Source organism: Treponema peruense, from assembly GCF_016117655.1.
Classification (GTDB): Bacteria; Spirochaetota; Spirochaetia; order Treponematales; family Treponemataceae; genus Treponema_D; species Treponema_D peruense.
The window spans coordinates 1239248-1259194 of sequence record NZ_CP064936.1 but is presented as its reverse complement, the minus strand read 5'-3'; the positions used below and the strand labels follow the sequence as shown (position 1 = coordinate 1259194).

Below are 19947 nucleotides of genomic sequence, written 5' to 3'. Positions count from 1 at the left end.
CTAAAATGTCACGTTAACAACAACACTCGGTGAAGTCGGTTTTCTGATTGTTCCGGAACTTGTATAAAGCGTATTGCTTCTCTGCGGAACACAATGGTCCAGAACTCCCGAAATAAATTCCCTGGTAATGCGGATATATTCCGAAAGTGCATCATTTTCTATCTTACTTCTGGAAAGTTTTGAACGTACTGAAGAAACAAGGGCTCTTGCGCCGTCTGCATTCACAAGTTTTTTGTCTGCAAGAAGAAGTGCTTCCCGACGCTCGTCCAGTTGTGAGAAACGGTGTCCAAGATTTGAAACGGCTGTTATTTTTTCTTCGAGCCCGCTCCACACTCTTGTTCTTACACAATTTCTAAGTTCAGCCTGAGCTGCCAGCATAGAATCAAGTATATCGCTCTGTTCCTTCAGAATGCAAAAAAATTCAGTTTCAAAATTCATATCACTTTCCATTTGATTAGTTCTCTGCTTTTATTATCGGAAAATCAATATTTTACTTTAGAAAAGAAAGTATTATAGAATTGAAAAAAAAAGAAAAAAATTGTGAAAATTTCGCTTTGCACTCTTGACCAAACAGACTGATTCAGATATAGTAAAACACATCGATTACATGGTGCCTGTAGTTCAGGGGTAGAATCCCAGATTGTGGATCTGGTTGTCGTGGGTTCGAAACCCACTAGGCACCCTAGCCGAACCGCAAGTAACTGTAACCTATGAAAACGCGTCCGTAGCTCAACAGGATAGAGCAATGGACTTCGAATCCGGAGGTTGCACGTTCGAATCGTGTCGGACGCAAACAAAGTAGGTAATCGAGTTCCGGCAAAACGGAAAGCGAACAATTCGGGCGATTAGCTCAGCTGGTAGAGCAACAGACTCTTAATCTGTGGGTCGGGAGTTCGATCCTCCCATCGCTCATACGGATTTGAAAAACTCCGTGTATGTCGGTTCGACGCTTTCATAATGCGAGGGTGGTGAAATTGGCAGACACGCCAGACTTAGGATCTGGTGCCCTAGGCGTGAGGGTTCAAGTCCCTTCTCTCGCAATAGTATTGTTGTTTTACAGCGGTACGAAAAATGCGATTCAGAAGAATCTGCGGGAATAGCTCAGTAGTAGAGCGCAACCTTGCCAAGGTTGATGTCGCGGGTCCGATTCCCGTTTCCCGCTCTAACATTGAACGGAAAACTATAGTTTAGACGCAATGATTAATTTTTTTGCGGGAATAGCTCAGTAGTAGAGCGCAACCTTGCCAAGGTTGATGTCGCGGGTCCGATTCCCGTTTCCCGCTCTATACGAAAAGCGATTTGGACCTGTCTGAATCGCTTTTTTTTTACTCAAAGAAGCGGAATTTTAGCCGCATCTGATATTTTTTTATACAGGGGTTACCCAAGTGAAAGTTACCAAGGAACTATCCAGAATTGAAAACTCAGCAGTAAAACTTACTGTCACAATCGCAAAAGAAGATGTAGCTTCAGGCTACAACGCAGCTGTTTCAAAGTATGCGAAAAACATTCAGCTTCCGGGATTCAGAAAGGGACATGTTCCTGTAAAAGTTCTTGAGCAGAAGTACGGCGAGTCACTCAAGCAGGAAATCATGGGCGATCTTATTGACGAGTCACTCAACCAGATTTTCAGCGAAGATGATACAGGCGACATCCGTCCCCTTCCCTATACACAGCCGCGTCTTGAAGGCGACAAGCTTCCGGCTCTTGACCTTAATGCAGACCTTACTTACACAGTAGTATATGACGTATTCCCCAAGGTAGAAGTAAAGAACTTTGACGGAATTACAGTTAAAGAACCGCAGGTTACAGTCGGTGACAAGGAACTTCAGGAAGAGCTCAAGGCTATTCAGGAGCGCAATGCAGTAGTTATCGACAAGAAAGACGGTGAAAAAGTTGCAAAGGATGACATCGTTACAATCGACTACAGCGAACTTGACGATGCAGGAAACGTTATTGACGGAAGCGCAAGAGAAGGATTTGTATTCACTGTAGGTTCCGGCGAAAACATTTACAAGATTGACGATGACATCATCGGAATGAAGAAAGATGAGTCAAAAGAAATTTCAAAGACTTATGCGGCTGACGATGCAGACAAGGATCTTGCAGGAAAGACAAAGAAAATCAAAGTAACAGTAAAGGCTGTAAAGGTTCGTAATCTTCCTGCACTTGACGATGACTTGGCACAGGATGTCAACGAAAAGTACAAGACACTCGATGATCTCAAAAAGGATATCGCTGTAAATCTTGAAACTGCAAAAAACAGAAAGGTTGCTGAACTCAAGTCACAGAGCCTTCTTGACCAGCTTGTAGAAAAGAATCCGGTTGAACTTCCAAAGTCTATGATTCAGGCTGAACAGGCAAGCCGCTGGAATATGATGGCACAGCAGTTCCAGACTACTCCCGAGCAGCTCGACAAAATGATTGCAGCCAGCGGTCAGAGCAAAGAAGACCTTCTTAAGCAGTGGACAGGCGACAGCGAAAAGATGCTTAAGTCAAGACTTATTGTAGACACACTTCTTCGCGAAAAGAACATTTCTGTAACTCCCGAAGAAATCGAAGCTGAATATGAGAAAATCGCAAAGGATAATTCCATTACTGTTGACGAAGTCAAAGAGCATTACAAAGATGCAAAGGCAAAGGAATATCTTATTGACGAAACAAAAGAAAACAAACTTTACGATGAACTTTACAAACAGGTAAAGGTCGTAAAGGGTGACAAAATGGAATTTGCCGATCTTTTCAAGAACGCACGCTAAAAAACATTGAGTCATTAAAAAAACGGAGTGCCTACTTGTCGCATTCCGTTTTTTTTGTTTATATTATTTATTGTAAAATTAAAGTATATAAATAAAAAATAAAAATTACATACCTGCCCTATTGGAGAATTTATGAACGAATACATGAACACTCTGGTTCCCACTGTAATCGAAAGAAGCGGAAACGGAGAAAGAGCCTATGATCTTTATTCAAGGCTTTTGAAAGACAGAATTATTTTTGTTGACGGCGAAATACGTGATGAAACAGCAGACCTTATTGTAGCCCAGATTCTTTACCTTGAAAGCGAAAACCCGGACAAAGATATCAATATGTACATCAACAGCCCCGGGGGTTCAGTAACTGCAGGACTTGCCATTTACGACACCATGCAGTACGTAAAGTGCGACATACAGACTATTTGTATGGGACAGGCAGCCAGCATGGGAGCAGTTCTTCTTGCCGGTGGAACAATAGGAAAGCGATGTGCCCTTCCTTCAAGCCGCGTAATGATTCACCAGCCGTGGGGAGGAGCCCAGGGTCAGGAAAGTGATATTGCTATCCAGGCAAAGGAAATTGTAAGACTCAAGAAACTGAGCATACGCTACTTCTCACAGCAGACAGGTAAAAGCGAAGATGTAATTGCTGCAGATATGGAAAGAGATTTCTATATGAGCGCAGAAGAAGCTAAATCTTACGGAATCATAGACAGAATAATGGAAAGAACAAAAACAACAGGAGATAAATAATGGCACGCTTGGGAAAAAACAGCCAGCCGGTATGTGCATTCTGCGGACGGCCGGCAGACGAAAACCGCCGCGTGATTCGTTCACCGAATGACGAAGTATGTATCTGCGAACACTGTATCGCTGCATGCCAGACAATTCTGAACGATGAAGCTCACAACATTGCTCCGATAGACATGAGCACAGTCCCTTCCCCAAAGGAATTCAAGGACTATCTTGACCAGTACGTTATTGGCCAGGACTATGCAAAAAAAGTTCTGTCAGTTGCAGTTTACAACCACTATAAGCAGCTTTCACTTTCAAAGGAAGCACAGGCTGCAAACGATGTAAAGATTGAAAAGTCAAATATTCTTCTTCTTGGACCTACAGGAAGCGGAAAAACCCTTCTTGCCAAAACTCTTGCCCAGAAACTGAATGTTCCTTTTGCTATAGCCGATGCCACAACACTCACCGAAGCAGGATATGTCGGAGAAGATGTAGAAAACGTTCTTCTTAAACTCATTAATGCTGCTGATGGTGATGTAAGTGCGGCAGAACGCGGAATTATCTTTATTGACGAAATTGACAAGATAAGCCGCAAAAGCGAAAACACTTCAATTACACGCGATGTAAGTGGTGAAGGCGTTCAGCAGGCGCTTCTTAAAATTCTTGAAGGAACCCATGCTTCTGTTCCGCCACAGGGAGGACGCAAGCACCCGAACCAGGAAATGATAGACATTGACACTACAAATATTCTTTTTATTTGCGGTGGTGCATTTGTTGGCCTGGACAAAATTATAGAACAGAGACTTTCTTCTTCTTCCATCGGATTCGGTGCAGAAGGTACACATCGTACAGACGAAGAAAGAATGGAACTTCTTAACCAGGTAACATCTGACGACCTTGTCAAATTCGGTATTATTCCAGAACTTATAGGCCGTCTTCCAATGACCTGTGCCCTTAAGGAACTTGACAAAAACGACCTTAAAAGAATTCTTACAGAACCAAGGAATGCCATAACAAAGCAGTTCAAGGCTAGTTTTGCAATTGATGATTTGGATCTTTCGTTTGATGACGATGCAATAAGCCAGATTGCCGAAATTGCAGTCAAAAACAAGACCGGTGCACGCGGACTCAGGGCTATTGTTGAACATCTGCTTCTGGACATTATGTTTGAAGTTCCGAGCGTCAAGGGAAAGAAAAAACTTGTAATCACAAAAGATATTGTTGAGAAAAAAGTAATACCGGACGTAAAGACGCTTCTGATAGACCAGAAAACGGCTTAAAAATAAAAGGCTGCCCGACGGACTAATCCCTAAAAATTACAGACAGTGTTCTTGTTAATGATGTCTTTGTAATCGAGCATACATTAACCTCCATAACTTTAGAATTTCCGCTTCCGCGGATAATTCCATTATGAAGGTTTTCTGCTCTTTATTTGATTATGAGGCGGCCGTTTTCCAATGCCTTCCGGCCGTTAAGCTCCGCCTAAGTGGCCGTAATGGATGCGCCTTCTGCAATCTGCATATAGGCACAGAACAGTTTCCGGAATACCAGATAGCCCGAAAAGGCAATCCCCGACGGCAGGATGGCGCCGCGGCATGTTATCTCTTCCTCATCCGTGACAACACGCATTTTCCCATGCAGCCCGACCAAAACATGGCTGGCAGAATGGCTGTGCATTTCCATGTTCCCGTATCCCGCCTCCAGCAGCAGATGGTTTTTTGCCAGATAGATCTCCGTCATTTTCCCCACCTGTAAACAGCAAGCCGGTTATTCAGGTTTTTCGCTATGACGCTCCCTATCTTTCCCACAAGCGTATATTTCTTCATCTCATCCCAAAAACTGCTCTCCTTTAACAGTTCCAACTCCGGGTCGAGTGCTAACAGCTCCTTTCCCGTTTCGGTCCCCCACCCGAACTTCGCATTGGTATGCTTTACCGTATCGTGCATCTTTTCTTTCATCATCTTAGGGTGCATCAGCTCCGCAAGCAGGTATCCCTGGTTAAAAGAGCCAGTGATGTTATGCAGGATCGTCCTTACCTGCTCCTTTGAAAAATACATAAGCAGCCCTTCGGCAATCACGATCACGATATCTGCTTTGGGGATGTCTTTTATCCAGTCTGTCTTGAGGATATCGCCCGCCAGCATATGTTCGCGCTCCGCTTCCATAAAAACTTTTTTTCTCACTTCTATGGAATCCGGAAGGTCTACATTGAACCACTGGATTTTTCCGTTATCAACCCTCGAAAAGCGGTCATCCAACCCACACCCAATATTCACACAGACCGCATCCGGATATTTTGACAACAGTTTTTTCACAGTCCTGTCAAACATGATCGTTCTCGCCACCACGCCCTCATGGGAAAAGAATCTGTCTATATCCTTTGTATCAATTCCCAGCGTTTCTATGATTTCCACAGCTTTCCCATCATGGATTCTCGCATTTTCCCTTTTTGTTTCATTTGCCCTGACCGCAAGTGGAATCAGGGCTGTTTCCTGGACGTCTCCTAATCGTAACTCCATAATATCCATACCTCCCATTCAGCCCGACTTCCTGACCACACAATGCAGGCGGAACCCTCTCCTCACTTCATACCGCTCAAGTTTCAGCCCGCTCACATCGGGATAATCTTTGCGGCACATATTGTAGACGATTGGATCATTGTCATCAAACTCTTTCAGCAACAGTTCTTTGTACTTTTTACTTGTCATAACAACCTCCTGTCCGCCTATCTTTGCTATCTGGGACACCTGTCTGCAGATGCCGCACAGACCACGCAAGCATAATCCCGAACCAAATGATCATGCTTGCGCTCATCAGCCCGTTTGTAAATCCAATCCGGAATGATCCATCAGGCATGGCAGTTTTCACAAGCAGCAGAATTCCGTAAATAACCAACACGTTCGTAAACGCTATCCATTTCGGGAACACCGTTTTGCCGCAAACCTGCAGATAAAACCAGTATAAAAAGGGCGGCAGCATAAATGCCTCACTTAATGCCACAACCCAGGATAGCTGTGAAAAAAGAGCCTCCGCCGCAGGCAGGGCAGCCGCTTCATAGCCGTTGCCATTAAGCCATGCGAATATAAAAAGAATCATGACATAAAACAAATGGAGGCACAGCCAGGGAGCCGGCAGAAGGTATTGTGCCGCTCATAGGTATCCTCGGCAATCCGTTTCCCTCACCAGCCTGAGGTAGAGAACCCTACTCTTTTTCATGATTCCATCCGCATACTGCCTGCCATATTTTTCTGACAAGACTTTTTTCATCGGCCTTGTAAAAAGCCTGAAATAAAAACCGTTGTATTTCATAACAGGCTGTCTCCTGCCCGTTTCTTATACCTTTTTCACCTTTGCCTCTGCATATGTCAGCGCCAGCGCGCCTCCATAAACCTCCTTGTCGGTTACGGTAAAACCGTTCGCCTTCAAAAAATCCAGATATTCCTGTGGCTTCCATTTGTGAAATACCTGAAAACCCGAAAGCTCCATCACCCGTATCTTCAAACGCCCGAAAATGCTTCCTGCTGCCGTAAATGTGGGCGCGATCAGGATTCCATCCGGTTTCAGCACCCGCCTTATTTCTGCCAGGGCCTTTTCCGGGGACGGCATGATATGCAGGGCATTTGAGATGATCACTGCATCAAAGGTTCCCGGTGCATAGGGAAGCGCCGTTGCGTCCTGCACGGAATAATGCAGTCTGGAAGAGTGCGCCCTTTGCTTCGCCTTTTCTATCATCTTTTCTGAAAAATCCGTTGCCTCCAGCATTTTTACGCCTCCCGCAAGCTGTGCGGACAAAACCCCTGTGCCGCAGGCAAGCTCCAATACATACATCTCCCTGTCCAGTTTCTTTTTCATGCGGCGCAGAATCTGTACATAGGTATTCTTTTCTATTGCTATTGTTCTGTCATAGCGTTTTGCCCACCTGTCCCAAAAGCCTTTATTGTCGTTCCTGCCTGGCTTCTTTCTATAACCGCAGTCGCAGTACGGTCCGCCGGAAGCCAATGTGTACTTTCGGACAAAGTCTGTTGCGCATCCCGCTTCGCTCATGGTGTAATCCAGCCGGCACATGGCAGGGACAAGGTCGTACAGGCCAAGCTCCCGCATCAGAGTACAGATGCCGCAGGCAGTAAAACGGGCTTCATAACCGCTGCCGTCCGGATAAGGATAAAATTCCATGTTCCACGAATAAGGATTCCTGTCTGCCGCCTTCAGCCGCTCAGTGGCCTGCATGGAAGCGATGTCCTTGTCAGAAAATTTGGATTTCCCGCTCTTACGGCAGAACCACCTCATGGCAGGAGTCATCATGGAGCCGGCATAATATGCTGTCAGCCGCTTTACATCAGGGCGCTTTGGCATATTCAGCACAAAGGCAGAGAGCAGGGCGCAGTTGACGATATTCACCTTGAAACAGTCTTTCTTTTCAAATTCCGGCAGTCCGGCAATGATCTCTTTATAACGGAATTTTGCTTTTGCCGTGACTTTTTTTGCCGTATTCCTGTCCAGCCCAAACTCTGTGGTCAGATTCTGTTCAAAAGATTTTTTAAACAGCGCCCACATTCCCATGGGCATTCCGATATATTTCATATACAGATCACCTCCCGCTTTTCGGCAGCCAGAGAATACATCGATTCACCCGCCTGCCATATTCCTCTTACTCCCTGCCATTTCATGTACTGCTATTACGATCCTGTTTCTTTCTTATTTCTGTTTTCCTGTTCCTTATATATCACAACCATGCCCACAGCCAGTACCGCCAGATGCCCTAGGGATTCAGAAAAATGATCAAACTGGTTTACCGGCCACGGGAGCATCGTTGTCAGATTCCCTATGATAAGCGGTATCAGGACAGGATTGCAGAGTAAGCCATTGTATACAATGAAATGCCATGCCGCAGTTTCTTCTCTCCGGCCAGTTTCATGCCGCATCGGATATATTTCTCCACCTTGAGCGGTGTGTCGGTATCCAGTATGCAGGGGATATTTTTCTTCCTTGCCTCGGCAAAAGGCTGTTCTAAAACCTTGTGCATGAATCCCTTTCCCTGAAATTCACGTAGCACCACTATCATGGATACAGCAATGTAATTACGCTCTTTCTTAAAAATCTTTGCGTACTGCTCACCACCGCTCTGCATGACAGTCAGACTCGCCTTTAACGGCAGTTCCCTTAAAAAGCGCTTAATCATATGCAACGCAGGGCCGACTGCGTTTTTTTTCTTTTTCTCCCAATACGCAAGATAGCCTTCGCCTGTTTCGGATGTGGCATACAGCACTCCTGCCCTGTAAAAATATTCAGTCATTATTTCAAAAGCCTTGACCGCCTGTGCTTCTGTCAGCATTGTAACAATCCCCGCCTTTTCAGCGGCAAACGCCTCCCCGATCTTCCTTCCGATTTCCGCAATTTCTTCTTTCGATTTATTTTCAACCTTGAACATTCGCCTTCCCCTTTCTGCAACGGAAAGCCACCACCATGACGCCTGCCGCAAAACCCGTCAGCCCCCGTCCCACCGGCACCATTGGGTTCAGTTTATTCTTCATAAACAGCACACAGGCGGAGCCGAGTGCTGTCCCCAAAAACGGTATCATGACACCCTGAAAAACCTGCGTCTGCATAGCACTACCTCACAAGTCTTCCGAACAGCCCTTTTTTCTCATACGGCTCACTGCTTACTGACACAACATCATACCCAGCCTTTGCCACTGCACCTTTCAGTTCCTGTTCCGGGATATCCTGCTCTGTAAGGATGATTGTCTGTTTCCTCGTATGCGAGCTTGTTACTTTTTTTACAGGGAACGCATTCCTTATCGCCTCATTGATATGGGCCTCGCACATACCGCAGGCCATTCCCTCTACGCCTAATATGATCCTGATCAAAGAAAACCTCCTTCTTTGCCATCCTAATATAAGTTAGCATTAACTAACCATTATTTTTAATTAATGCGGCTACCTCCTGTTAGTAGCCGCTAACTCATTACCAAGTATAACTCTTTCGGTTTGGTCTTTGTCAATAGGGCATCGGCAGATTTGCAGAATTTTCAGTTTTTTTACACCGTCCTGTCACGGCATTATCACAATACACTCGGCATGAAAGCAGCTCCCACCTGGAGGCGCCTTTGCCGTCTGCCTCTTCCACAATCGTAAAAGTGCCGATGCCGGTATATTTGCCTGTCTTGCCGTAGTCCGTTCCAGGCCCTTTGCGGATGTTGCGGGTCAATGCAGGCGTTCTTAAGTGCATCCGTGGAAGCGTAGGCTTTCAAATGCTGCATCTCGACAATTATGGATTTATTCTCGCGCAAAATTATTGCATAGGAATTATCACGAACTATGGAAGAAGAGTTTGTAATTAAGACAGTGGAAAAAGCAAAGGCAACAAGAAAAATTAAAAACCCTTTGATAATTCACTCGGACAGAGGAAGTCATTACAAAGCAGATGCTTATATTAAAGCAACTGAAAAAATGAAAAGAAGCTATTCAAAAGTACATTATCCTTATGACAATGCATGCATTGAAAGTTTTCTACTTTACTGCCGAAAAATAGACCATTGCCCCTTCTACATGAAAATCTATATTCTTATAAAGCTTATTAAGAATGTTCATCAGATGTTCCTGTGTTGGGAATGGTGGAGTAAACCATCCTTTTTTTGACAAAACATTTTTAACAAGCCAATCTGTGATTTTCTTTTCACCCTTTATATAAAAGCAGGCGATGAACCTGCCTCCCGGTTTTAATACACGCCATGTTTCCTTAAAGGCTTTTTTCTTGTCCGGGAAAGCATGAAAACCATTCATACTGATGACGATATCACAGCTTTCATCCTTAAGCGGAAGATTTCCGACATCTCCCTGAACGCAGGAAACATGGGAGTAATCCTTCATTCTATCCCGTGCCTGTTCAATCATATCCTCGCTATAATCAAGGCAGGTAATATCTGCGTTTTGAAGCATTCCCCATTTCTTATATGTGAATACAGCTGTCCCAACAGGTACATCAAGCAGTTTTCCGTGAAAATCATCAGGGATATATGAAAGCACTTTCCTTGCGATTTCATTATCATCTGTTCCGCTCCAAAAGAAATTAATGTAGAGCTTGCTGAAAATATTTCCCTGCGTCAGCACGTCATCATATATATTTTTTGAATCTTGATATGCCTTTTGTATTTTATCTGCCATGACTATTCCTCCTCAAAATCCCGATTGAACTGCCTGTCAGCATCCCGCCCAGACATAGATTACACGCTTTCTAAACTGAGATTCTTTCTTCAATAAACTTCCGTGTGCCTTCCGCATATGTGCCAACCTTGTACAATGTGGCTGTATGGCCGCCTGTTACCATTGTGACCATAGCGTTCGGAAGATGACTGATAAGCTCATTCTTCGCCGCTTCTGAAAAAGCCTTATCGTCCGTGGGCAGGACGAGCAGCACATTTTTATCAGCCTTTTTATAGTCCTGCTCCGTTATCGGTTTTATTTTCGCTATGCTTACCATCAGCGTGGTCATATGAATGTCAAATTCCTTTGTGTAGTTTTGGTAAACCCACTCGAAGAAATCCTCCATATATTTTCGGTCTTGCTCCGCCTCGTTTTCAACACCGACCATTTTCTTGGAGACATTAATCAGAATTTTGCGAATCCAGCTATAGGGTACAATCTTCATAAGCGCAAGCATGACTCCGTAGGATTTGTATTGCTTCATTAAGTCCTTGACAGCGGACGCGGACAAAGCGGATGTGGAATAGAGTCCGTAAGCCGCATCGCCATTCGGATATTTTCGCATAATAAGCTGTGCAAGAAGTCCGCCCAGAGATGCGCCTATAAATAACGGATTTTTGATTTTCATCTGTTCCACAAACCGAATTGTAAAATCCGCAAGCTGCTCCATGTCATTAATCTGCACCGGGTAATCAAAGGTCAGAATCCGATAATCTTTCTCCATCTGCCTGATATGATTGAACCAAACAACAGAAAAGCCCGTTCCGCCCACAAGATACACCAAAGTGATCTTGCTGCTTTCATTGCCACACAGCAGATAATTTACTTCTATGCCGTCCACGATTGCTGCGGAAAACGGATGTGTATCCTGAAATGCCTTTAGTTCTTCTGAAAAAGCCATAATCCTATACCTCGCATATCGCCGCCTTGGTAAACTCTTTTTCAGTCATACTTTCATTCCTCCGAAATTCCCGATTTTTCACGTTGTCCAACTTCAGATAAACTGGAAGTCTGTTTTGTTGCGATAATACATATCCAATGCTTTTTTGTGTTTGTATACGTTTTTATCTCTGTAAAACCCGCTTCTTTCAAAGCAACGGCAAGTTGATCACGATTATAAATCTTCATACCGCCGATCATCTTTGTCCATTTTTCATCTGCGGCATTCGTTCCGTCGCTCTCGTTGCAAATCAGAAATGTTCCGCCGCTTTTCAGAACACGATTTACCTCGGAAAAGCATTTTTTCAGATCCGGCCAGAAGTAAACTGTCTCAAAGGCAGAGACATAATCAAAGACCGCATCGGGAAAGGGAATAGCCGATACATCGCCCTGAACCACTCTGCATTTTCCCTGTTTAATGGCAGCAGCGTTCAGCTTTTGAGATTCTGCCACACTGACCTCCGAATAGTCCAGTCCTGTCACATGGCCGTTTCTGCACTTATCCAGCCAGGCCGCAATATTTGCTCCGCCTCCGCAACCGACATCCAGCACTTTAGCGTCTGGCTTCGCGGAGATATTTGAGAATCCCCATTGCGACACCTTGGCGTGGCCGCTGTTCATCATCTTCGCCATCAATTTTCCACTGAAGCCTTGCGGCTTACGGGTGTTCTCAAAAAAATTCATTGCAATGTTCTCCCTTTCAACTTCCGATTTTTCTCTATAAGTGATTTATACCAATAGTTAGTAATATCTAACTGGCAGTATAGCGCCGGATTATGATTTTTTCAACCGCTGCGCCAGATTCTCACCCAACTATCTTTCCTCAACACAAATTGAATTCACCACTTGACATTGCGGCGAACAGAAGCCGTTTTTATGAATAAAGCTTGATTTGTTTGTAAAAAACCGCTATTTGCCTTGACAAACGTATCTGTCTGCTGCATTATAACATTGTTACATAGCACTGTTATATGGAGGCCGTCATGGAATCAAAAACACCAGATACATTAGAAAGAATACAACAGGCTGCTCTGGATGAATTTTCTGAAAAAGGGTTTCTTGGGGCCTCTCTGCGGCAGATCGTGAAACACGCTGGAGTAACTACGGGGGCCTTTTACGGCTATTTTTCCAGCAAAGAGGCTCTGTTTGCTTCCATTGTAGAACCGCATGCCGCTATTTTGATGAGTAAATATGTGGATGCGCATATCTCCTTTTCCGAGCTTCCCGCAGAGGAACAACCGGAACATATGGTCGAGGAATCAGGAGCTTACATTCATTGGATGGCGGAATATGTCTGCCAGCACAGGAAACCGGTGAAACTGCTGTTTTGCGGCGCAGAAGGCACTGGCTATGAAAACTTTATTCATAACATGGTAGAACTGGAAGTGGAAAGCACCTTTAAGTACATGGAGACGCTCCGCCGCCTGGGACACAGTATCCCAGAATTAAGCCCGTCTCTGTGTCATATCATTGCCAGTGGTATGTTGGACGGCTTTGTTGAGATCGTTGTTCACGATATTCCGCAGGAACAGGCCATGCGGGATGTAGAACAGCTGCGTACTTTCTATACGGCCGGATGGTTGAAGCTGATGTCGTCTTAATTGCTGCGATTGCGTCAGTGATATGCAGAATGCGCTCTGTCCCTTTCACAAGCAGAGTGCTGTGTGATATTCTTTATTTTTTTTATTTGAAAGTTAGTTTATGCTAACCAATATATTTCTCACTATTTAAAAGAGGTCATTCGATGAAAGAAGAAAAAAAGAACGATGTGGCTGTCCTGCTGAAATATGCGGGAAACCGCAGAGGCCTGACCTTCTTAGGGTTGGCCCTATCGGCGGTGTCAATGCTTTTGAGCATGGCTCCATACATTTGTATCTGGCTGGCGGCCCGTGATCTGATTAAGGCAGCCCCGGAATGGACACAGGCGCAGAATGTTTCCAAATATGGCTGGATTGCCTTTGCGTTCGCAGTGGGCGGCATTATTCTGTATTTTGCAGGCCTAATGTGTACCCATCTGGCTGCTTTCCGTACAGCTTCCAACATACGAAAACAAGGGGTTGCTCATGTGATGAAGGCTCCGCTGGGTTTTTTTGATTCCAACGCTTCTGGTCTGATTCGCGGGCGGCTGGATGCTGCGGCAGCCGACACCGAAACATTGCTGGCACATAATCTGGCAGACATAGTAGGCACTATCGTGTTGTTTTTGTCGATGCTGGTCATGATGTTTCTGTTTGATTGGCGAATGGGAGCAGCCTGCCTTTTAGCGGCAGTCATTTCGGTAATCGCCATGTTCTCCATGATGGGTGGCAAAAATGCCAAACTGATGGCGGAATACCAGGCGGCCCAGGATCGCATGACAAAAGCGGGAACAGAATATGTAAGGGGAATTCCTGTAGTTAAAATATTTCAGCAGACGGTCTACTCGTTCAAGGCGTTTCAGGAGGCTATCGAAGATTACAGCAGCAAAGCCGAACATTATACGGCGGATGTATGCCGTGCTCCTCAGGCTGTCAATTTAACCTTTACTGAAGGAGCGTTCGTGTTTCTGGTTCCAGTGGCGCTGTTCCTTGCTCCAGGTGCACTGGCAAACGGCAGTTTTGCCGGCTTTGTTGCCGATTTCGTTTTTTATGCCGTATTTTCAGCCATCATTTCCACTGCGCTTGCAAAAATAATGTTTGCTTCCTCTGGTATGATGTTGGCCAGTACCGCTTTGGGGCGGATCAATCAGGTGATGGAGGCACCTACCCTGAAAGCACCCAGTCACCCGCAGTCCCCTCGTAGTAATAAAGTAGAATTTAAGGATGTGAGTTTTACCTATAACGGATCGGAAAGCCCTGCACTCTCTCATGTGTCTTTCACAGCCGAACCGGGGCAGACCGTAGCTCTGGTGGGACCGTCCGGCGGCGGAAAGACAACGGCGGCCAGCTTGATTCCGCGTTTTTGGGATGCAACGTCCGGCGCAGTGGAAGTCGGAGGAGTCAATGTTGCTCAGATCGATCCGCATGTCCTTATGGATCAGGTGGCTTTTGTATTCCAGAATAACCGTTTGTTCAAAACCTCTATTTTGGAAAATGTCCGAGCCTCCCGACCAGAAGCGACAAGAGAACAGGTGATGGCCGCGCTAATGGCTGCCCAGTGCAAGGATATTCTTGACAAACTGCCGGATGGCCTTGATACACAGATCGGCACCGAGGGAACCTATCTTTCCGGTGGTGAACAACAGCGCATCGCACTGGCCAGAGCCATTTTGAAGGATGCCCCCATTGTGGTGCTTGACGAGGCAACTGCTTTTGCCGATCCTGAGAATGAGGTGCTGATTCAGAAAGCCTTTGCCACACTGACGAAAGACCGCACTGTTATTATGATTGCACACCGTCTATCCACTGTTGTGGGCGCTGATAAGATTATCGTTCTTGAAGAGGGGCACATTGTCGAGCAGGGTACTCATGCCAAGCTGACTGCTTCGGGCGGTCTGTATGCCCGGATGTGGACTGACTATAACAAGGCAGTTCAGTGGAAAATCACCAGCGAAAAGGAGGCAGAGTAAATGTTTGGAGAAAAGTTTCAACGAAAATATGCCCTGACCGATCAGGGTGTCCGGAACACAAAGAAAGGCACATTCTGGACAGTGATCGTGAATCTGGTTGTTATGGGCGGTGTCAGCATTCTGTATCTGGTAATGTCTGGTTTTATGGGAGCCTTGACAGAAGGAAGTCCGCTTCCCGGTTCAGCGATTGTCCTCGGACTGTTGGTTCTCTTTGCCCTCCTGTCCTTCGTGACCCATTTGCAGCAATACAAAGCTACCTATGGGCTGGTATATAATGAGGTCAAAACCACACGTCTCAGTCTGGCGGAACGGCTTCGTAAACTGCCTCTGGGGTATTTTGGCAAGAGGGACTTGGCAGATTTGACCGAGACTATCATGGGAGACGTGAATCGGATGGAACATGTCTGGTCTCATGTGCTGGGGTATCTGTACGGTGCTTACATCTCTACGGCGATTATCGCTGTGTGCCTGCTTGTTTACGACTGGCGGTTGGCTGTTGCTTGCCTGTGGGGTGTACCGGTAGCCTTTGGCCTGCTGTTTGGTAGCCGCAAGATTGCCGCCCGAAATGCAGAACGGACGAAAAAAGCTGCTGTCCGAGTGTCAGATGGTATTCAGGAAGCATTAGAAAATGTTAGAGAGATTCGTGCCACAAACCAGGAGGAACGGTATCTAAACGGACTGAATCAGAAAATTGACGAATATGAACGAGTTACAATTCAGGGTGAACTGGGAACCGGCCTTTTTGTAAATGCCGCAAGCGTTATCATGCGGTTAGGCGTGGCAACGACCATTCTTGTGGGGGCGAATTTGATCCTGTCCGGCAGCATTGATTTCATGCTTTTGTTCCTGTTTCTATTGGTCATTACTCGTGTCTATGCCCCATTCGACCAAAGTTTGGCACTCATTGCAGAAATGTTTGTTTCTCAGGTGTCTGCTGACCGTATGAATGAAATTTATGACACGCCTAAAGCGGAGGGTGCGGAGAAATTTGAGCCAAAGGGACATGATATTGTCTTTGAGCATGTGGGCTTTTCCTATGATGAGAAAGGAGTCCTGCATGATGTAAGCTTTACTGCTAAAGAGGGCGAAGTCACGGCACTGGTAGGTCCTTCCGGTTCCGGTAAAAGCACCTGTGCCCGGCTTGCCGCAAGGCTGTGGGACATTTCCAAAGGAGTGATTCGTGTAGGTGGTGTGGATATTTCTACCGTAGACCCAGAGGTACTGCTGCGGGATTATTCTATGGTGTTTCAGGATGTGGTGCTGTTTGACGATACCGTGATGGAAAATATCCGTCTTGGTAAGCGTGGCGCAACGGATGAAGAAGTGCGGGCTGCGGCCAAAGCGGCCAACTGCGATGAGTTTGTTCATCGGCTTCCCCAGGGCTACAACACCCCCATCGGAGAAAACGGGGCGAAGCTTTCCGGTGGTGAACGGCAGCGTATCTCTATTGCACGAGCCTTGTTGAAAGACGCCCCCATCGTCCTTCTTGACGAAGCAACGGCCAGCCTGGATGTGGAAAATGAGACAAAGGTTCAGGGAGCGCTCTCCCGTCTGCTGGCAGGAAAGACTGTGTTGGTGATCGCTCACCGGATGCGTACTGTGGAGGCAGCCGATAAAATCGTCGTTCTGGCAGATGGTCGGGTTGCGGAGGAAGGAACACCGGCAGAGCTGATGGACAAAAACGGTCTTTACCGCCGCATGGTGGAGCTACAACGACAAAGCGCCGGGTGGCGATTAAATTAAGCGATTTAGACTGAGAGTTCTTTAAAAGTTCTCTCAGGCTTTTTTTGTATAAGAAAGCTCAAGGTTCAAAAGAGGCAGACACACTATGAAAGATAAATTTCTTTGATAGTGATCTGTCTTTTTTTAATTCACCACTTGACATTGTGGCAAAGACCCTTGCTCGGGAGAACAGTAGAACTTCTTCTCCTCACGTTTTTGAGGGTTAACCGTCTGTTTCTACTTTGATATATACGTTTAAAAGCCCTCGCTGTCAATTTTTTTGACCATAAATTTTGAAAATTTTCATAAAATTTTTCAGGCTAAAAACATCAGTACAAAATTCAAAAGACGTCAGCATACAGACCTAAAAACATCAGCATGTTTTGGACAAAGTATCAGCATACTTTGCTCTGGCATTGGAGCTGGTAGACTCGGGCTTGAACAGTCCGGGTTAAAATGCGTTGGATTTTCCGATACAAGCCGTTTAGCGGAAACAACTTACAGACTCTTGCACAATACAGAGGGAGAAAAAAACTATGGAAATTTGCGAAAAATCAAAATTGTAAATCTCTTAAAAGAGCAGGACTACAATGTTTTTTATAAAGTCTTAATTTTTATTCCACAGTGGATTTCAATATTTCTACGGTTTTTTGAGCGGTTTTTTCCCATGAAAAATCTGCCGCACGGCGGATTCCGCTTTCTATAAGTTTTTTGCGAAGTGCCCTGTCAGTAATTATGCGCTCAATGCAGAAAGCCATTTCTTCTACATCATCGCTGTTGAATAACAGAGCGCTGTCACCTGCAATTTCGCGCAAAGCCCCGGAAGAAGAACATGCTACAGGAACACCGGTCGCCATCGCTTCAAGAACAGGCAGTCCTACACCTTCGTTGACTGAAGGGAAAATGCACGCTTCTGAATTTCTGTACAGCTCCGGAAAGTTTTCATGCGGGAAATACCCTGTTATAAAAATGTCGCTTGCTGCAGTTGAAGAAAAAGCTGCCTTGTGTACCTGTTCGCCAAACGGACCTTCGCTTCCGGCTATGACAAGTCTGTGCGGAAAACCCGTTTTCTGCTTAAAGATGGAAAATGCCTTTATAAGTTCAATATGCTTTTTTTCGGCACTCTGCATGCGGCTGGCATAAATTATGTACGGCCGTTTTATTGCAAAAGGCTTTATGTCAATTATTTCACCACCAGAGTCCAGCACGTCTGTAGGAAAGAAAAGACTGTGGTCTATTCCGTTGTGAACGACTTCTATGCGCCTCGGTGAAATTCCCGAACGCAGTATATCTTCCCTGACATATTCACTTGAAGCAATTACGCAGTTTACAGAAGAAAGGCCTTTTTTTATCTGCCAGCGGGCAAATGCATCTTCTCCTGAAGCAAATGCTGCACTGAGTATGTCATTGACAACGGCCACTCCGGGAACAGAAAATGATGAAGGCAAAAGCCGTGCACCTGCGGTATACAGAACAGAATCATAGGAATTCTTCCTGCAGAATTTGTTTGCCCTAAAAAAATGCCAGTAACGCTCTGCTGCAAGACTGTCGGGAACATTGACGCCGATGTATTTCAACGGCAAATCAGAAGTATATGTATATCTGTCAACTTCGGTTCCGAAAAGTTCAAATTCACAGTCAGAAGGAAGACTGCGGACTAAAGAAAGAAGATATGAGCCCTGCCCCGACCTTCCGTGATCGCAGCCGAATGTATCAATTCCGAATTTCATAGCAGCGGGATTATATCCTAAAAATGCAAAATATGCTATAGTAGAAAAATGAATACTACTTTTTCAGATCTTGGAATCACAAAAGAACTTACTGACGCCCTTGCACTTGCCGGAATAACAGAACCTACTGCGGTCCAAAGGGAAGTCATTCCGCTTATTGCAGCAAAAAAAAATATTATGTTCCAAAGCGAAACGGGCACCGGAAAAAACGCTCGCCTACCTTCTTCCGCTTATACAGAGGCTTGAAACAGAAGAAAATCCTTCAAAAGCCGTAAAAATTCTTATTGCTTCCCCTACGTACGAACTTGCCGCCCAGATAAAGGTTCAGATTCAGGCTGTTTCAAAGGTAAAATGTGCACTTTGCATCGGAGGTGCCCCTATTGCGCGCCAGATTGATATGCTTAAGGAAAAGCCGCAGATTGTTATAGGTGGGGCTGCCCGTCTTCTTGAACTTATCCATCTTAAAAAACTCAAGGCAGACAGTACCGAAGTTCTTGTTCTTGACGAAGCAGACCGTCTTTTGTCACCAGAACTGAGGGATTCTACGGAAGGACTTCTGGAAAGACTGCCTGCAAATGTAGAGCTTATAGGAAATTCGGCCACGGTAAGTGACTATACCAGAAAAATTCTTCAGAAAGCCAGGGACGGAATAACCGGCGGAAAATATTCAGAAGAAGATGCAATTAAACTTGTTACACTGCCGCTGGAAGATGTCCTAAGAAAAAGAATTGAACACTGGGCCATCTTTGCCGAACGCAGGGACAAAATTGACACTCTCAGAAGCTTCATTAACGCAGAAAAGCCGCAGAAACTCATTGTTTTTACTGCAAGAACCGACCAGATCGAAAACATTGTTTCAAAGCTTGCCTACAGAAAAATTGACTGCGCGGGTCTGAGCGGAAAAACAGACAAAAAGAACCGCAAAGCCGCAATTGACCGTTTCAGAAGCGGAAAACTGCCTGTCCTTGTAACGACAGACCTTGCCTCACGCGGACTGGATATTCCGGGAATAACGCACGTCGTGCAGATGGATTTGCCCGAAACTACAGATTTCTTTATTCACAGGGCTGGAAGAACGGGACGGGCCGGAAACACAGGAATCAACTGCGTGATTGGTGACGAAAGGGAAATGGAAAACTACGCAAGACTTGAAAAAAAGATTCACATAAAAGTTTACCCCAAGATTCTCTACGGCGGAAAACTTCTGGCTCCCGAAGACTGCGAATAAATGCAGCTGTGAAAGTTTTGGTTGTATCTTGTTACAAAGTACCTTTACTGATATAATGCTTGGAAGTCCCGGTTTGCAATCGGGGCTTTCTAT

At 45.4% G+C, this 19947-nt stretch carries 22 protein-coding genes and 6 tRNA genes; 15 read left to right on the top strand and 13 right to left on the bottom strand.

Going from position 1 to position 19947, the window contains the following annotated elements; genetic code table 11:
* Nucleotides 1-438: a hypothetical protein gene (locus tag IWA51_RS05735; protein WP_198443548.1), complete on the bottom strand. Its 438-nt coding sequence runs from the start codon at nt 436-438 to the stop codon at nt 1-3.
* Between the two features lie 172 nt (nt 439-610).
* Between IWA51_RS05735 and IWA51_RS05730 the strand changes: the two genes are divergently transcribed.
* From IWA51_RS05730 to clpX, 9 genes are all read left to right on the top strand, one after another.
* A tRNA-His gene (locus IWA51_RS05730) sits at nt 611-682 on the top strand.
* 36 nt (nt 683-718) lie between these two features.
* Nucleotides 719-792, top strand: a tRNA-Arg gene (locus IWA51_RS05725).
* A 47-nt stretch (nt 793-839) separates the two neighbouring features.
* A tRNA-Lys gene (locus IWA51_RS05720) sits at nt 840-912 on the top strand.
* 47 nt (nt 913-959) lie between these two features.
* Nucleotides 960-1040, top strand: a tRNA-Leu gene (locus IWA51_RS05715).
* A gap of 50 nt (nt 1041-1090) precedes the next feature.
* Nucleotides 1091-1162 (top strand) — tRNA-Gly (locus IWA51_RS05710).
* 49 nt (nt 1163-1211) lie between these two features.
* Nucleotides 1212-1283 (top strand) — tRNA-Gly (locus IWA51_RS05705).
* Nucleotides 1284-1385: 102 nt separating this feature from the next.
* Nucleotides 1386-2756, top strand: coding sequence for a trigger factor (gene tig, locus IWA51_RS05700; protein ID WP_177527907.1), 1371 nt, complete (start codon nt 1386-1388; stop codon nt 2754-2756).
* A 132-nt stretch (nt 2757-2888) separates the two neighbouring features.
* Nucleotides 2889-3503 carry an ATP-dependent Clp endopeptidase proteolytic subunit ClpP gene (clpP, locus tag IWA51_RS05695; protein WP_177527906.1) on the top strand — a complete coding sequence of 205 codons (615 nt, stop codon included), beginning with the start codon at nt 2889-2891 and terminating at the stop codon, nt 3501-3503.
* On the top strand, nt 3503-4765 hold the full coding sequence (gene clpX / locus IWA51_RS05690) for an ATP-dependent Clp protease ATP-binding subunit ClpX (protein WP_177527905.1): 1263 nt from the start codon (nt 3503-3505) through the stop codon (nt 4763-4765). The genes clpP and clpX overlap by 1 nt, the downstream gene beginning before the upstream one ends.
* A 202-nt stretch (nt 4766-4967) precedes the next feature.
* On the opposite strand, the gene IWA51_RS05685 is transcribed toward clpX, so the two are convergent.
* The 11 genes from IWA51_RS05685 to IWA51_RS05635 all read right to left on the bottom strand — a co-directional run bounded on the left by IWA51_RS05685 (nt 4968) and on the right by IWA51_RS05635 (nt 12311).
* On the bottom strand, nt 4968-5225 hold the full coding sequence (locus IWA51_RS05685; RefSeq protein WP_198443547.1) for a hypothetical protein: 258 nt from the start codon (nt 5223-5225) through the stop codon (nt 4968-4970).
* The gene (locus IWA51_RS05680) at nt 5222-6013 is read right to left on the bottom strand and encodes a class I SAM-dependent methyltransferase (RefSeq protein WP_198443546.1); all 792 of its coding nucleotides are present in this window, start codon (nt 6011-6013) and stop codon (nt 5222-5224) included. Before IWA51_RS05680 ends, IWA51_RS05685 begins: the two co-directional genes overlap by 4 nt.
* A gap of 9 nt (nt 6014-6022) precedes the next feature.
* Nucleotides 6023-6193, bottom strand: a complete 171-nt coding sequence (locus tag IWA51_RS05675) for a hypothetical protein (RefSeq protein WP_198443545.1) — start codon at nt 6191-6193, stop codon at nt 6023-6025.
* Nucleotides 6183-6605, bottom strand: coding sequence for a hypothetical protein (locus IWA51_RS05670; RefSeq protein WP_329601803.1), 423 nt, complete (start codon nt 6603-6605; stop codon nt 6183-6185). Before IWA51_RS05670 ends, IWA51_RS05675 begins: the two co-directional genes overlap by 11 nt.
* A gap of 30 nt (nt 6606-6635) precedes the next feature.
* Complete coding sequence (locus IWA51_RS05665; protein WP_198443543.1) at nt 6636-6794, bottom strand: hypothetical protein; 159 nt, start codon at nt 6792-6794, stop codon at nt 6636-6638.
* A 24-nt stretch (nt 6795-6818) separates the two neighbouring features.
* Nucleotides 6819-8066, bottom strand: coding sequence for a methyltransferase domain-containing protein (locus IWA51_RS05660; protein ID WP_198443542.1), 1248 nt, complete (start codon nt 8064-8066; stop codon nt 6819-6821).
* Between the two features lie 256 nt (nt 8067-8322).
* The gene (locus IWA51_RS05655) at nt 8323-8913 is read right to left on the bottom strand and encodes a hypothetical protein (RefSeq protein WP_198443541.1); all 591 of its coding nucleotides are present in this window, start codon (nt 8911-8913) and stop codon (nt 8323-8325) included.
* A 182-nt stretch (nt 8914-9095) separates the two neighbouring features.
* On the bottom strand, nt 9096-9353 hold the full coding sequence (locus tag IWA51_RS05650) for a heavy-metal-associated domain-containing protein (RefSeq protein WP_198443540.1): 258 nt from the start codon (nt 9351-9353) through the stop codon (nt 9096-9098).
* A gap of 642 nt (nt 9354-9995) precedes the next feature.
* Nucleotides 9996-10649, bottom strand: a complete 654-nt coding sequence (locus IWA51_RS05645) for a class I SAM-dependent methyltransferase (RefSeq protein ID WP_198443539.1) — start codon at nt 10647-10649, stop codon at nt 9996-9998.
* A gap of 70 nt (nt 10650-10719) precedes the next feature.
* Complete coding sequence (locus IWA51_RS12665) at nt 10720-11589, bottom strand: alpha/beta hydrolase (protein ID WP_230402724.1); 870 nt, start codon at nt 11587-11589, stop codon at nt 10720-10722.
* A 53-nt stretch (nt 11590-11642) separates the two neighbouring features.
* On the bottom strand, nt 11643-12311 hold the full coding sequence (locus IWA51_RS05635; RefSeq protein ID WP_198443538.1) for a class I SAM-dependent methyltransferase: 669 nt from the start codon (nt 12309-12311) through the stop codon (nt 11643-11645).
* A gap of 299 nt (nt 12312-12610) precedes the next feature.
* Between IWA51_RS05635 and IWA51_RS05630 the strand changes: the two genes are divergently transcribed.
* The 4 genes from IWA51_RS05630 (at nt 12611) to IWA51_RS12920 (ending at nt 17602) form a co-directional block, all read left to right on the top strand.
* Nucleotides 12611-13228, top strand: a complete 618-nt coding sequence (locus tag IWA51_RS05630) for a TetR/AcrR family transcriptional regulator (protein ID WP_177527897.1) — start codon at nt 12611-12613, stop codon at nt 13226-13228.
* Nucleotides 13229-13371: 143 nt separating this feature from the next.
* Nucleotides 13372-15174: an ABC transporter ATP-binding protein gene (locus IWA51_RS05625; RefSeq protein ID WP_198443537.1), complete on the top strand. Its 1803-nt coding sequence runs from the start codon at nt 13372-13374 to the stop codon at nt 15172-15174.
* A complete protein-coding gene (locus IWA51_RS05620) occupies nt 15175-16917 on the top strand; it encodes an ABC transporter ATP-binding protein (RefSeq protein WP_198443536.1) in 1743 nt (580 codons plus the stop codon). It begins immediately after the preceding gene.
* 259 nt (nt 16918-17176) lie between these two features.
* The gene (locus IWA51_RS12920; RefSeq protein ID WP_198443535.1) at nt 17177-17602 is read left to right on the top strand and encodes a DNA cytosine methyltransferase; all 426 of its coding nucleotides are present in this window, start codon (nt 17177-17179) and stop codon (nt 17600-17602) included.
* Here the strand turns inward: IWA51_RS12920 and IWA51_RS05610 are convergent.
* Nucleotides 17511-18626: a glycosyltransferase family 4 protein gene (locus IWA51_RS05610; RefSeq protein ID WP_177527894.1), complete on the bottom strand. Its 1116-nt coding sequence runs from the start codon at nt 18624-18626 to the stop codon at nt 17511-17513. The genes IWA51_RS12920 and IWA51_RS05610 overlap by 92 nt on opposite strands.
* 48 nt (nt 18627-18674) lie before the next feature.
* On the opposite strand from IWA51_RS05610, the gene IWA51_RS12660 reads away from it, so the two are divergent.
* Both IWA51_RS12660 and IWA51_RS05605 read left to right on the top strand, forming a co-directional pair.
* Complete coding sequence (locus IWA51_RS12660; protein WP_230402723.1) at nt 18675-18872, top strand: DEAD/DEAH box helicase; 198 nt, start codon at nt 18675-18677, stop codon at nt 18870-18872.
* A complete protein-coding gene (locus IWA51_RS05605) occupies nt 18784-19854 on the top strand; it encodes a helicase-related protein (RefSeq protein ID WP_230402722.1) in 1071 nt (356 codons plus the stop codon). The genes IWA51_RS12660 and IWA51_RS05605 overlap by 89 nt, the downstream gene beginning before the upstream one ends.
* Nucleotides 19855-19947 lie beyond the last annotated feature (93 nt).

Coding starts and splice junctions, on each gene's coding strand:
- IWA51_RS05675 (WP_198443545.1), bottom strand. CDS start 6,193: ATGACAAGTAAAAAGTACAAAGAACTGTTGCTGAAAGAGTTTGATGAC.
- IWA51_RS05660 (WP_198443542.1), bottom strand. CDS start 8,066: ATGAAATATATCGGAATGCCCATGGGAATGTGGGCGCTGTTTAAAAAA.
- IWA51_RS05735 (WP_198443548.1), bottom strand. CDS start 438: ATGAATTTTGAAACTGAATTTTTTTGCATTCTGAAGGAACAGAGCGAT.
- clpP (WP_177527906.1), top strand. CDS start 2,889: ATGAACGAATACATGAACACTCTGGTTCCCACTGTAATCGAAAGAAGC.
- IWA51_RS05620 (WP_198443536.1), top strand. CDS start 15,175: ATGTTTGGAGAAAAGTTTCAACGAAAATATGCCCTGACCGATCAGGGT.
- IWA51_RS05610 (WP_177527894.1), bottom strand. CDS start 18,626: ATGAAATTCGGAATTGATACATTCGGCTGCGATCACGGAAGGTCGGGG.
- IWA51_RS05685 (WP_198443547.1), bottom strand. CDS start 5,225: ATGACGGAGATCTATCTGGCAAAAAACCATCTGCTGCTGGAGGCGGGA.
- IWA51_RS12665 (WP_230402724.1), bottom strand. CDS start 11,589: ATGGCTTTTTCAGAAGAACTAAAGGCATTTCAGGATACACATCCGTTT.
- IWA51_RS05680 (WP_198443546.1), bottom strand. CDS start 6,013: ATGGATATTATGGAGTTACGATTAGGAGACGTCCAGGAAACAGCCCTG.
- IWA51_RS12660 (WP_230402723.1), top strand. CDS start 18,675: ATGAATACTACTTTTTCAGATCTTGGAATCACAAAAGAACTTACTGAC.
- IWA51_RS05625 (WP_198443537.1), top strand. CDS start 13,372: ATGAAAGAAGAAAAAAAGAACGATGTGGCTGTCCTGCTGAAATATGCG.
- clpX (WP_177527905.1), top strand. CDS start 3,503: ATGGCACGCTTGGGAAAAAACAGCCAGCCGGTATGTGCATTCTGCGGA.
- IWA51_RS05630 (WP_177527897.1), top strand. CDS start 12,611: ATGGAATCAAAAACACCAGATACATTAGAAAGAATACAACAGGCTGCT.
- IWA51_RS05635 (WP_198443538.1), bottom strand. CDS start 12,311: ATGAATTTTTTTGAGAACACCCGTAAGCCGCAAGGCTTCAGTGGAAAA.
- IWA51_RS05665 (WP_198443543.1), bottom strand. CDS start 6,794: ATGAAATACAACGGTTTTTATTTCAGGCTTTTTACAAGGCCGATGAAA.
- IWA51_RS05645 (WP_198443539.1), bottom strand. CDS start 10,649: ATGGCAGATAAAATACAAAAGGCATATCAAGATTCAAAAAATATATAT.
- IWA51_RS05655 (WP_198443541.1), bottom strand. CDS start 8,913: ATGTTCAAGGTTGAAAATAAATCGAAAGAAGAAATTGCGGAAATCGGA.